At 73.2% G+C, this 11,413-nt stretch carries 11 protein-coding genes and 1 pseudogene; 5 read left to right on the top strand and 7 right to left on the bottom strand.

Annotation, left to right across the window (positions count from 1 at the left end; translation table 11 throughout):
- Positions 1–86 (top strand): annotated as a pseudogene (locus tag RIN80_RS21390) (aminoacyl-tRNA hydrolase); the annotation flags it as partial.
- Between the two features lie 62 nt (positions 87–148).
- On the opposite strand, the gene RIN80_RS21395 reads toward RIN80_RS21390, so the two are convergent.
- Positions 149–616 carry a GNAT family N-acetyltransferase gene (locus RIN80_RS21395; RefSeq protein ID WP_309097244.1) on the bottom strand — a complete coding sequence of 156 codons (468 nt, stop codon included), beginning with the start codon at positions 614–616 and terminating at the stop codon, positions 149–151.
- Between the two features lie 43 nt (positions 617–659).
- Positions 660–1,244, bottom strand: coding sequence for a flavin reductase family protein (locus RIN80_RS21400; RefSeq protein WP_309097245.1), 585 nt, complete (start codon positions 1,242–1,244; stop codon positions 660–662).
- 331 nt (positions 1,245–1,575) lie between these two features.
- On the opposite strand from RIN80_RS21400, the gene cdgB reads away from it, so the two are divergent.
- A complete protein-coding gene (gene cdgB / locus RIN80_RS21405) occupies positions 1,576–3,234 on the top strand; it encodes a diguanylate cyclase CdgB (RefSeq protein ID WP_309097246.1) in 1,659 nt (552 codons plus the stop codon).
- Between the two features lie 118 nt (positions 3,235–3,352).
- Positions 3,353–4,297, top strand: a complete 945-nt coding sequence (locus RIN80_RS21410) for a carbohydrate-binding protein (protein WP_309097247.1) — start codon at positions 3,353–3,355, stop codon at positions 4,295–4,297.
- A 4-nt stretch (positions 4,298–4,301) separates the two neighbouring features.
- Here the strand turns inward: RIN80_RS21410 and RIN80_RS21415 are convergent, their stop codons facing one another.
- The 3 genes from RIN80_RS21415 to RIN80_RS21425 form a co-directional block, all read right to left on the bottom strand.
- Positions 4,302–5,231, bottom strand: a complete 930-nt coding sequence (locus RIN80_RS21415; RefSeq protein WP_309097248.1) for a 1-phosphofructokinase family hexose kinase — start codon at positions 5,229–5,231, stop codon at positions 4,302–4,304.
- Positions 5,232–5,352: 121 nt separating this feature from the next.
- A complete protein-coding gene (gene nagA, locus RIN80_RS21420; protein WP_309097249.1) occupies positions 5,353–6,564 on the bottom strand; it encodes an N-acetylglucosamine-6-phosphate deacetylase in 1,212 nt (403 codons plus the stop codon).
- A complete protein-coding gene (locus RIN80_RS21425; protein WP_309097250.1) occupies positions 6,564–7,505 on the bottom strand; it encodes an ROK family protein in 942 nt (313 codons plus the stop codon). The genes nagA and RIN80_RS21425 overlap by 1 nt, the downstream gene beginning before the upstream one ends.
- A 154-nt stretch (positions 7,506–7,659) precedes the next feature.
- Here RIN80_RS21425 and RIN80_RS21430 point away from each other — a divergent pair, with 154 nt between their 5' ends.
- Complete coding sequence (locus RIN80_RS21430; RefSeq protein WP_309097251.1) at positions 7,660–8,913, top strand: extracellular solute-binding protein; 1,254 nt, start codon at positions 7,660–7,662, stop codon at positions 8,911–8,913.
- 35 nt (positions 8,914–8,948) lie between these two features.
- The gene (locus RIN80_RS21435) at positions 8,949–9,194 is read left to right on the top strand and encodes a DUF3263 domain-containing protein (protein ID WP_309097252.1); all 246 of its coding nucleotides are present in this window, start codon (positions 8,949–8,951) and stop codon (positions 9,192–9,194) included.
- A 16-nt stretch (positions 9,195–9,210) separates the two neighbouring features.
- On the opposite strand, the gene otsB is transcribed toward RIN80_RS21435, so the two are convergent.
- Together otsB and RIN80_RS21445 are read right to left on the bottom strand one after the other, a co-directional pair.
- Positions 9,211–10,041 (bottom strand): trehalose-phosphatase, encoded by an 831-nt coding sequence (gene otsB, locus RIN80_RS21440; protein WP_309097253.1) that lies wholly within the window; start codon positions 10,039–10,041, stop codon positions 9,211–9,213.
- Between the two features lie 8 nt (positions 10,042–10,049).
- The coding region (locus RIN80_RS21445; RefSeq protein WP_309097254.1) for a trehalose-6-phosphate synthase at positions 10,050–11,413 on the bottom strand (1,364 nt) is incomplete at its 5' end.

An 11,413-nucleotide genomic window follows, 5' to 3' on the forward strand; every position in this document is an offset into this window, starting at 1 on the left:
CGCGCGGCATCAACGAACGCCGGCTGCGGGAGAAGAAGCAGCGCTCGGAGACCAAGCGGGGCCGCTCCGCGCAGAACTGGAACTAGCGCAGAACTGGAACCAGCGCAGAACTGGAGCCGGGCAGAACTGGAGCCGGGCCCGACCGCCCTCAGAACAGGTCCAGCACCCCGACCGTCTGGTCTGCGCTGGTCTCGCCGTTCGGGCGGAAGCCGAGGCTCAGGTAGAAGCCCTCGGGTCCGTCGGGGCCCGGGTGCCAGGTGGCGTGGAACTCCGTGCGGCCGCGGCGGCGCAGCTCCCGCGCGACCGACTCGACGGCGAACCGGCCGTACCCCATGCCCTGCTCCCCGGCCGCGATGTTCAGCCGCCACAGGCCCGAGCGGTGGACGCTGCCGTCCCCGTGCCAGTCGATGTCGAGGAAGGCCATCAGGAACCCGACCGGCCGGTCACCGTCGAGGATCAGCCGCGGCCAGGCGGTCCCCGGGTGCACGTACGCCTCCGCCAGCGACTTCACGACCGGGGCGACCGCGTGCTCCTGGGCGGGGTGGACGCGGATGCCGAGGGCGGCGTCCAGGTTCGCCGGGGTGATCTCTTCGAGGCGCGGGCCGGTCGTCGTCATGCGCGCACCCTAGGTGGCGGTCCGCCGCCGGCGAACGGTTTCTTCAGGCCAAGTGGCGGTACCTGCCCCGGAAGTACGTCAGCGGGCCGCCCTCCGCGCTCGGCACGCGGGCGGTGAGGACCCGGCCGATCACCAGGGTGTGGTCGCCCGAGAGCACGCGCTGTTCGGTGCGGCACTCCAGGACGGCCAAGGCGCCGCCGACCAGGGGCGCGTCCGTGTACTCGCCGCGCGTGTACGGGATGTCGGCGAACAGCAGCCGGTCGCTGACCCGGCCCTTCATGGCGAAGCGGCCGGCGATGTGCCGCTGGCTCTCGGACAGCACCGAGACCGCCCACAGCTCCCGCTCCTCCAGCAGCTCGTCCATGCGGGAGCCGTTGCGCAGGCTCACCAGCACCAGGGGCGGGTCCAGGGACACGGACATGAAGGCCGTGGCCGTCATGCCCACGTCCTCGCCGCCGGGCGCCGTGGGGTCGTCAGGGTCGAGCGGCGGCTCCTGCGCGGTCACCAGGACCACGCCCGAGGCCAGCCGGGACATGGCGGCGCGGAACTCGTCGTTGCTCACCCCCTCAGCATGCCCGGAGGCGGGCGACGGGATGATCGGGGACGTGGCAGCGGGAGTGTTCGGCACGGCGGAAACGCTAGTCTCCCTACCGCGCGCCGCGCATCGGGCTCCCGCCCGATCACGGTCCTAGGACCAGCGACGGACACCCGGGACGGGCCGGGGAAAGGTGCGCAACCAGACAAAGTCCACGTTCGGTGGCCGCACGTGGAGAAGCAGAAACTCCACTCAATTGTTCACGTTTGCCTGTGACTTGAGTCACAAGGGGCAGGAATTGTTGACCCTGTGTACCGAGTGGGGAGCGCGCTGTGATTCAGTGGCGGGGAAGCTGCCAGGGCCGTACGCCGACGAAGACCCTTGATTCTTGATTCGCTGCGAGGTACTCGGGGGGAGGGCGAGCATGGAGACCGAGTCGGAGCCCTACGTCCGCCTTGCCTCCCTGCGACAACTGCACCAGGTCATGGCCGACATGAACACGGCCCGCAGCCTGGCGGACACACTGCAGACCGTCGCGGAGGGCGTCGTCGCCGCCCTCGGGTACGAGCTGGCGTGCGTGAACCTCGTACGGCCCGACGGCGACCTCGTCGTCGCCGCCTTCGCCGGGAATCCCGCCGCCGAGGCCCTCATCACCGGCCGGGTCGGCTCGCGCGACTCCTGGGAGCGCCGCCTGGGCATGGGTGAGCACTGGGGCGACCTGGTGTTCATACCGCACACCGAGGGCTGGGTCCTCGACGACGACGACGTCCCGCAGTGGTACACCGACGGCCCCGCCCCCCGCTTCGAGGACGAGTGGCACCCGGCCGACCGGCTCTTCGCCCCGATGTACGCGCCCGGCCCGCAGGGCAACGCCGCCTGCGGCGAGCTGATCGGCGTGCTCTCCGTGGACCGGCCGCGCAACGGCCGCCGGCCCGGCGCCTGGGGTCGCGAGGCCCTGCAGATGTACGCCTTCCAGGCCGCCATCGCGATCAGCAACGCCCGCCTGCGCGCCAACATGCAGCGCGCCCTGGTCCGCCTGGAGCGTGAGCAGCAGGCCCTGCGCGCGAGCGAGGAGAGCTTCCGGCAGGCCTTCGAGTACGCCCCGTCCGGCATGGCCATCGCCGAGATGGGCGGCGACCAGCACGGCCGGATCCTGCGCACCAACGACGCCCTGTGCCGGCTGCTGGGCCGCCCCGCCTCCGCGATGCGCCGCTACTCCTTCTCCGACCTGGTCCACCCCGAGGACATAGGCACGCTGCTGCGGACCTCCGCCGAGGGGGGCCGCGCCGAGCTGCGCCTGGGCCGCCGGGACGGCACGTACGTCTGGGTCAGCCTGCGCAACAGCGTGGTCGCGGACGCCGCCGACGGCCCGCGCTTCCTGCTCACCCACGTCGAGGACATCGAGGAGCGCAAGCGCCGCGAGCTGCAGCTCGCCCACCGCGCCTCGCACGACTCGCTCACCGGCCTGCCGAACTCCGCGGAGCTGCGCTCCCGGCTCTCCGCCCGCCTGTGCCAGCGCACCACCGCGCACTCCGCCGTCGCCGAGTCCCACGACGCGGCCTACGGCCATCCCGCCTTCGACGTGGTGGGGCCCGGCTTCGACTTCCGGCAGGGCGTGGAGCCGTACGACGCCTACGACCACCATGTGCACACCGTCGCCCCGGACGGGGACCACGACGACGGCACCAAGGGCCTCGCCGTGCTCTTCTGCGACCTCGACGGCTTCAAGTCGATCAACGACCGGTTCGGGCACAACGCGGGCGACGCGGTGCTCATCGAGGTGGCCCGGCGGCTGAGCAACGGTGTGCGCGACGGTGACACGGTCGCCCGGCTCGGGGGTGACGAATTCGTCATCCTGGCCGACGGGCTCGGCCGGGCCGACGCGCAGGACCTCGCGGTCCGCCTGCGCAACGAGATCATCCAGCCCATCCGCGCCGAGGGGCGGGCCGTCCGGGTGGGCGCCAGCTTCGGCATCGGATGGGCACACTGTGGAATGACGGCGGACGAGGTGTTGAAATCCGCTGACGAGCGGATGTACGTCGAGAAACGATCTCGTCCCAAACAACACAGACGCGCGGGGTGAACCCCAGGTCAGCGAGTTGATGCGGTCTGAGTCACCTGTTTGGGTCACTGGGAGCGGGTAGGCTCGCGTTCTCACGACCCGTACCGCATGCACCGCACCTGACTGAGGAGACCAAGGGATGACGCCCGGCAACAACGGCGCGAGCACGCCCGAGGACGACGACCCGTTCGGCTACCTCTACGCCGACGGGCAGGCCAACGGAGCCCAGCCGCCGTCCGGTGGCTACGGCTACCCGAACTCGGTCAACCGGGTACGCGCGGTCGGCACGCGTCAGTACGGTCAGCCGCAGCAGCAGGCGGTCCACGGGCAGGTCCCGCAGCAGCAGGGCGCCTACGGCCAGCCCAGCGCGCACTACGCGGCGCCGGAAACGCTGCCCGGCGGCGCGCCCACGACCCAGACGGCGATGCCGTCCGGCGGCCACGGCGGCGGCCGGGGCGGTCGCGGGCCCAACACCAAGGGCCTGCTGATCGGCGCGGTCGCGGTGGTCGCCGCGGTCGTCATCGGCATCGGCGTGGCGATGGTCGGCGGCGACAAGGACAAGGGCGAGTCGGACAACGCGGGGGGCACGGTCCCGACGCAGTCCGAGGAGCCGACCCCGAGCGCTTCGGCCAGCAAGAGCGGAGCGGCCGAGGCCGAGCTGCCGGAGATCGACGCGAAGGCGCTGCGGCTGAGCCCCGGTGTCACGACGGCGTCGGACTTCAAGGGCGCGAAGGCCGACGGCGGCGTCTACGTGACGGGCTTCAACCAGGTCGGGGCCAAGGTCACCTGGACGGTGAACGGCATCGACGAGAAGGGCACCTACCGGCTCTACGTCCGCTACGGCATCCCGGGCGTCGACGCCAACGCGACGCTGCTGGTCAACGGCGAGGCCGAGTCCCGTCCCGTGAACATGAAGAACTTCGGCGGGACGCCCAAGGGGGACTGGGAGAAGGGCTGGCAGGAGACGTGGTCCAACGTCAACCTGACCAAGGGCACCAACACCATCGAGCTCGCCTGCAACGAGGGCAACCAGTGCGACGCGGTCCTCGACCAGCTGTGGCTCACCACGGAGCAGGGCTCCTAGCGGTTCAGGCCGCGCTGACCTCCCGCGTCACCGCCACCCTCGTCAGCAGTTCCTCGTACACCCCCCGGTCGAACTCCCCGGCCACCGGTGCGTGCACCGTCGCCGCCGACAGGGCCGTGGCCCGGGTCAGGCGGTCCGGCCAGGGGAGGTGTTCCGCCAGGGCCGACAGCAGGCCCGCCACCGCCGCGTCTCCGGCCCCGGTCGGGTTGCCTCGCAGGGGGGCCGGTGGGGTGGCCCGCCAGCGGCCCTCGCGGGTGGTTGCCAGCAGGCCGTCCGGGCCGAGGGACGCGACCACCGCGCCGGCGCCCCGGCGGCGGGCGTCCTGGGTGGCGCGCAGGGGCTCGTGGGAGCCGGTCAGCTCCGCCAGCTCGTCCGCGTTCGGCTTGATGATGTCGGGGCGGGCCGCGACACCCCGGCGCAGCGGTTCGCCGCTGGTGTCCAGGAGGACCGGCACGCCCGCGGCTCGCGCCGTGCGGACCAGGCCCGCGTACGCGCCCACCGGCACGCCCGGCGGCAGGCTGCCGCACAGGGCCACGGCCGAGACGCCGTGGAGCAGGTCCGCGTAGGCCTCCTGGAAGGCCGCCCACTCGGCGGGGGTGATCGTCGGGCCCGGTTCGTTCAGCTGGGTCGTGTCGCCGGTGTGCTCGTCGACCACGGCTATCGTGCGGCGGGTCGCGCCCGAGACCGGGACCAGGGCGTCCGCCACCCCCGGTACCGCCGCGAGCTTCTCCTGGACGATCCGGCCCGTCGCCCCGCCCGTGAAGCCGGTCACCGTCACCTCGTGCCCGAGCGCCGCCAGGACCCGGGCGACGTTGACGCCCTTGCCGCCGGGGCGTTCCGTCACCTCGGAGACGCGGTGGGAGGCGTGCGGCCGCAGGGACCGTACGCGGTAGGTGATGTCGAGAGCGGTGTTCAGTGTGACCGTGAGGATCACCTGGGCCGACCTCCCCCGATGCGCTGGCTGACGTGAACTGTCCGGAAGCCCCGATCATGCCAAAGAGACGCCGGTCGGCCCAGTCCTGGAGTCGGCCACCGTCTCCCGACTGCGGGATGGATCAGCCCAGTTGGGGACCGACCACCCATTCACCCCGGCGCATCACGCCCTTGAGTTCGTACGCGGAGTCCAGGAGCACCAGGTCGGCCGATTTCCCGGGCTCCAGTGAGCCGATCGTGTCGTCCATGCCGAGCAGGCGGGCCGGGGTGGCCGACAGCGCCGCCACCGCGTCCTCGACGGACAGGCCGTCGACGGTGACCGCCCGCTGGAAGGCCCGGTCCAGCGTGAGGGTCGAGCCGGCGATCGTGCCGTCCGCGACCAGGCGGGCCACGCCGTCGGCGACCTCCACCTCCAGGGGGCCCAGCCAGTAGCGCCCGTCGCCGAAGCCGGCCGCGTCCATCGCGTCGGTGATGAACGCGACCCGGCGGGCGCCCGCGTGGTGGAACGCCAGCCGGAGGGCCGCCGGGTGCAGGTGCGTGCCGTCGTTGATCAGCTCGACCGTGATCCGCTCGTCCTCCAGGAGCGCGGTGATCGGGCCGGGGGAGCGGTGGCCGAGCGGCGGCATCGCGTTGAAGAGGTGCGTGGCGACCGTCGCGCCCGCGTCGATGGCCTGGACCGTCTGCTCGTAGGTGGCGTCGGTGTGGCCGACGGCCGCGATCACGCCGTGGTCGGCCAGCAGGCGTACGGAGTCCAGGCCGCCGGGCAGTTCGGTGGCCAGCGTGACCATCCTCGCCCGGCCCCGGGCCGCGTCGATCAGCTTGCGGACCTCCGCGGGGTCCGGGTCGCGCAGCAGCTCCTCGGAGTGGGCGCCCTTGCGGCAGGGGGAGATGAACGGTCCCTCGAAGTGGATGCCGGCGATCTCGCCCTGCTCGGCGAGTTCGCTGAGCAGGCCCGCGCGCCGGGCGAGGGAGTCCAGGTCGCCGGTGACGGTGGAGGCGACCAGGGTGGTCGTGCCGTGCAGGCGGTGGGTGTGGATGCCCTTGAGGACGTCGTCGACCGAGCCGGAGGTGAAGGAGGCTCCGCCGCCGCCGTGGTTGTGCAGGTCGACGAAGCCGGGGACCACGTAGTGGCCGGTGGCGTCGATGACGTGGGCGTTTTCGGGGGCGGTGGCGGTGATGCGGGTGCCGTCGATGACCAACCGGCCGTTGTCGACGGCTCCTGTGGGGAGGACGACGGTCGCGCCGGCCAGGACCGTGGGGTGGCCGGCCGCGGCGGGGTGCGGATGCGTTGTGGCTGGTCGCGCAGTTCCCCGCGCCCCTGGGGCATCGGTCATCAGGGCGTTACCTCCATACGGTCGGTGTGGTCGAGGAGATCCCAGGCCAGGAGCCCGGCACCGAGGCATCCGGCCGCTTCCCCCAGCGCCGCCGGGACGATCGTCGGCTGCTTCTGGAAGGTGATGCGGCTGCGGATCGCTTCCCGCAGGGGCGTGAGCAGGGTGTCTCCCGCCTCCGCCAGGCCACCGCCGATGATCAGGACGCGGGGGTCCAGCAGGGTCAGGGCCGTGACCAGGCCGTCGGCCAGGGCGTCCACGGCCTGCTGCCAGACGGCGAGCGCCCGGGGGTCACCGGAGTCCACCGCCCTGGCGCAGTCCGCCGCGTCCGCGCCCGGGGTGCCGGCCGCCGCCGCCCAGGCCTCGCTCACGGCCGCCGCGGAGGCGAACCGCTCCAGGCAGCCGCGCTGGCCGCAGGGGCAGGGGACACCACCGGGGCGTACGACGATGTGGCCGATCTCGCCCGCGAAGCCGTGCGCGCCCGCCTCCACCCGGCCGTCGACGCCGATGGCGCCCGCGATGCCGGTGCCCAGCGCCACGAACAGGAACCGGTCCGCACCCAGGCCCGCCCCGACCCGGCCCTCGGCGAGGCCGCCGGTGCGCACGTCGTGCCCGAGGGCGACCGGCACGCCCAGCCGCTCCGCCAGCAGACCGCGCAGCGGGACGTCGCGCCAGCCGAGGTTGGCCGCGTAGACGGCGACGCCCTCGGCCTCGTCGACGATGCCGGGGACGGCCACGCCGGCGGCGGACGCCGGCGTGGCCAGCTGCTCCGTGCCGTAGGCGTGCAGCTCGGCGGCGAAGTCGAGGATGCCCGCGACGACGGCGTCCGGCCCCTGGGCACGCCCGGTGGCCCGGCGGGCGCGGTGCAGGACCTCGCCCCGCGGCCCGGTCAGGGCGGCCTTCATCCCGGTGCCGCCCACGTCGAGGGCGATGACATGTCTCACGGGGAACAGTGTGACCCGGGGACCCGCGAGAGGTCTAGTCCACTCACGTGGTGTAGACCTATTCCGAATGTCGAAAAGTTTCGGGTGTGGCACCCCGTGCCGAGTGCGGCGCGGGACGCCAGGGTTGGGGAAGACAGCGGTGCAGCGTCGGCGAATGGCAGGAACGATCGCGGTGGCGTCCGCACTGGGCATGACGGCGGTCCTCGGGGGCTGCGGCGTCACGGGCGGCTCGGGTGACGTCACCCTGAGGCTGGTCGCCGCCGACTACGGCGACAGCGCGGCCAACAGCTCGAAGAAGTACTGGGACAAGCTGGTCGAGGAGTACGAGGCCGACCACCCGGACGTCACGATCGACGTCAGCGTCTACTCCTGGAACGACGTCGACCGCAAGGTCCGGGAGATGGTCTCGGCCGGAGATCCGCCGGACATGGCGCAGATCGGCGCGTACGCCGACTACGCGGCGCAGGACCAGCTGTACAAGGCCGACGAGCTGCTCTCCATACCCGTGCAGGCCGACTTCGTCGGGCAGCTGGCCGCCGCGGGCCAGGTCAAGGGCGTGCAGTACGGCATGCCGTTCGCCTCCTCCACCCGCGTGCTCTTCTACAACAAGACCCTCTTCGCCAAGGCCGGCCTCACCCCGCCCGAGAGCTGGGACGACCTGGCCGACGCCGCCGAGGCGCTCAAGGCCGAGGGCGTGCAGTACCCCTACGCGCTGCCCCTCGGCCCCGAGGAGGCGCAGGCCGAGACCATGCAGTGGATGCTCAGCGGCGGGGGCGGCTACACCGACAGCGTCGACAGCTACGGCATCGACTCCCCGGAGAACATCGACACCTTCTCCTGGCTGAAGGACGAACTCGTCGGCAAGGACCTGACCGGGCCGGTCGCGCCGGGCGAGCTCAACCGGGCCGACGCGTTCGCCGCCTTCGCCAAGGGCCAGGTCGGCATGCTCAACGGCCACCCCTCCCTGATGAAGATCGCCGAGAGCAAGGGCGTCAAGTTCGGCATGGTGCCCACGCCCGGCAAGGAGGGCCCGAGCAAGTCCACGCTCGGTGTCGCCGACTGGATGACGGCCTTCCGCGAGCACGGCCACCGCGACGAGATCGGCGACTTCCTCGACTTCGTCTACAGCGAGAAGAACGTGCTGGCCTTCTCCCGCCGGTACGACCTGCTGCCGGTCACCGCCTCCGCCTCCGCGACCATGACCGCCGCCGAGGAGGACAAGCACCTCAGGCCGTTCCTGGAGGAGCTGCCGTCCTCGGAGCTGTACCCGGTCGGCAAGACCTCCTGGGCCGACGTCAGCGCCCAGGTCAAGACGCAGATCGGCAAGGCCGTCGCCCCCGGCGGCAGCCCCACGGGCATCCTCGGCCACCTCCAGGCGGCGGCGGTCCGGGCCGAGAGCGCGGAGTAGACCCGCTGTCGGTGGCGGGCGTTACGGTGCCGGACATGGACGACGACACGGACGACCGGCGGCTCGGGCGCAGGGAGCGGGACATCCTCGCGCTCGAACGCCGCGGCTTCCCCGGCCCGGGCGTGAAGGAGCGGGCCATACGCGAGGAGCTGGGGCTCGCCCCCGTGCGCTACTACCAGCTCCTCAACGCCCTGCTCGACGACCCCCGGGCGCTGGCCCACGACCCGGTCACGGTCAACCGGCTGCGGCGCGTACGGGACCGGCGCCGGGCGGAACGCTGACCCCGCGGGACCGGCCTCAGCCGATCCGGCCGGCCAGCTCGCGCAGCAGCCGTACGACGCCCTCGGGGCCGTCCACCACCACGTCCGCCCGTTCCCGCAGCTCGGTCACCTCGTCGCTGCCGCTGCACACCAGCAGGCCCGGGGTCCCCTCGGCGCGCAGGGCGTCGACGGCCGCGTAGGCGGGCAGGTCGCCGAGGTCGTCGCCGGCGAAGAGGACGGACTCCGCGCCGATCTCCCGGGCGAAGGCGCGCAGGGCGACGCCCTTGTCCACGCCGGGCGGACGCAGTTCCAGGACCAGACGGCCCGGCTCGACGATCAGGCCGTGCCGCTCCGCCAGGGCGGTGAGCGGGGCGCGCAGGGCGTCGAAGGCGGCCTGCGGATCGGGGGCCCGGCGGGTGTGCACGGCCACGGCCCGGCCCTTGTCCTCGACGAAGGTGCCGGTCCCGTCGAGCAGCCCGGGCAGCTCGGCGCGGACGGCCGCCACGCCCGGGTGCGGTGCGGGGGTGCTGACCTCGCCGCTGCGGGCGTCCCACCGCTCGGCGCCGTAGTGGCCGAGGACGACGAGGCGCTCCAGGCCGGGCACGCCCGCGAAGGCGCCGTTGCGCACGGCGACCGCGGCGGGCCGGCCGGTGATCACCGCCACGGCGGCGACCTTCGGCGCCAGCGCGGCCAGCGCGGGCACGGCGTCCTCGTGGGCCCGGGCCAGCTCCGGGTCGGCGACGATCGGCGCGAGCGTCCCGTCGAAGTCCAGACCGATCAGCGCCTTGCCGGGACGGGCGAGCAGGGCGTCCAGGCCCTCCAGGCCCGCCTTCGTGACGGGAGGGGGCAGCGGCTGCGAGGCGGGCATCGGGCCGCTCATCCCTTCAGCGCTTCCAGCTGGTCCACGAACCACCGCGCCGGCGGCAGCGCCGTGGCCGCCGCCGCGAGGCGCTTGCTGCGCTCGGCCCGCTCCTCCGGGCGCATCGACAGCGCCTCGTGCAGGGCCTCGGCCGTGCCGGTGATGTCGTACGGGTTCACCGTGATCGCGTCCTCGCCGAGCTCCTCGTGCGCCCCGGCCTCACGGGACAGCACCAGCGCGCAGCCCGCGTCGGAGACCACCGGGACCTCCTTGGCGACCAGGTTCATGCCGTCGCGGATGGGGTTGACCAGGGCCACGTCGGCCAGCCGGTACGCGGCCAGGGAGCGGGCGAAGTCGTCCTTGACGTGCAGCACGACCGGCGTCCAGCCGGGCGTGCCGAACTCGGCGTTGATCTCGTCCGCGAGCCGCTGCACCTCGGCCGTGTACTCCCGGTACACCGCGAGGTCCTGCCGGGAGGGGTAGGCGAAGGCGACGTGCACCACGCGCTCGCGCCACTCGCCGTGGGCCTGGAGCAGCCGCCGGTAGGCCAGCAGGCCGCGCACGATGTTCTTGGACAGCTCGGTGCGGTCGACGCGGACGATGGTGCGGCGGCCCTCGCCGATCTCCTCGCGCAGCGCGGCCATGCGCTCCTCGACGTCCTGCTCGTGCGCGCGCTCGCGCAGGAAGTCCGCGTCGGCGCCCAGCCCGTGCACGCCGATCCGCGTGCCGCCGAGCCCGCCCGCGAACCGCTCCGCGCACGCCGTGAACGCGTCCGCCCAGCGCTGGGTGAGGAAGCCCAGCCGGTCCGCGCCCAGCATGCCGCGCAGCACCTGCCCGGCCACGTCGTCCGGCAGCATCCGGAAGTACTCGGGCGGCGCCCACGGCGTGTGCGAGAAGTGGCCGATCCTGAGGTCCGGGCGCAGCTCGCGGAGCATGCCCGGCACCAGCGTCAGGTGGTAGTCCTGCACCACGACCACCGCGCCCTGCGCCGCCTCCTCGGCCAGCGCCTCGGCGAAGGCCCGGTTGTACGTCTCGTAGGACGCCCACTGGCGCCGGAACTCCGCGTCGAAGACCGGCTCCAGCGGCGTCTGGTAGAGCATGTGGTGGACGAACCACAGCACCGAGTTGGCGATGCCGTTGTACGCGTCGGCGTGCACGTCGGCCGGGATGTCCAGCATCCGCACGCCGTCCTCGCCCGCCCGTCGCCCGCCACCACCCCTCTGCGGAGGGGCCTCCGGCCCCGCTCCTACGATTCCGCGCCGGACCGCCTCCCGGTCGCCGTCGGACAGCGCCGAGCAGACCCACAGCGCGTCGGCGTCCGAGCCGATCGCGGAGAGACCCGAGACCAGCCCGCCGCCGCCCCGCTTGGCGCTCAGCGAAC

This window comes from Streptomyces sp. (assembly GCF_031181705.1).
Lineage (GTDB): Bacteria > Actinomycetota > Actinomycetes > Streptomycetales > Streptomycetaceae > Streptomyces.

Coding starts and splice junctions, on each gene's coding strand:
- RIN80_RS21395 (WP_309097244.1), bottom strand. CDS start 616: ATGACGACGACCGGCCCGCGCCTCGAAGAGATCACCCCGGCGAACCTG.
- cdgB (WP_309097246.1), top strand. CDS start 1,576: ATGGAGACCGAGTCGGAGCCCTACGTCCGCCTTGCCTCCCTGCGACAA.
- RIN80_RS21410 (WP_309097247.1), top strand. CDS start 3,353: ATGACGCCCGGCAACAACGGCGCGAGCACGCCCGAGGACGACGACCCG.
- nagA (WP_309097249.1), bottom strand. CDS start 6,564: ATGACCGATGCCCCAGGGGCGCGGGGAACTGCGCGACCAGCCACAACG.
- RIN80_RS21430 (WP_309097251.1), top strand. CDS start 7,660: ATGGCAGGAACGATCGCGGTGGCGTCCGCACTGGGCATGACGGCGGTC.
- RIN80_RS21435 (WP_309097252.1), top strand. CDS start 8,949: ATGGACGACGACACGGACGACCGGCGGCTCGGGCGCAGGGAGCGGGAC.
- otsB (WP_309097253.1), bottom strand. CDS start 10,041: ATGCCCGCCTCGCAGCCGCTGCCCCCTCCCGTCACGAAGGCGGGCCTG.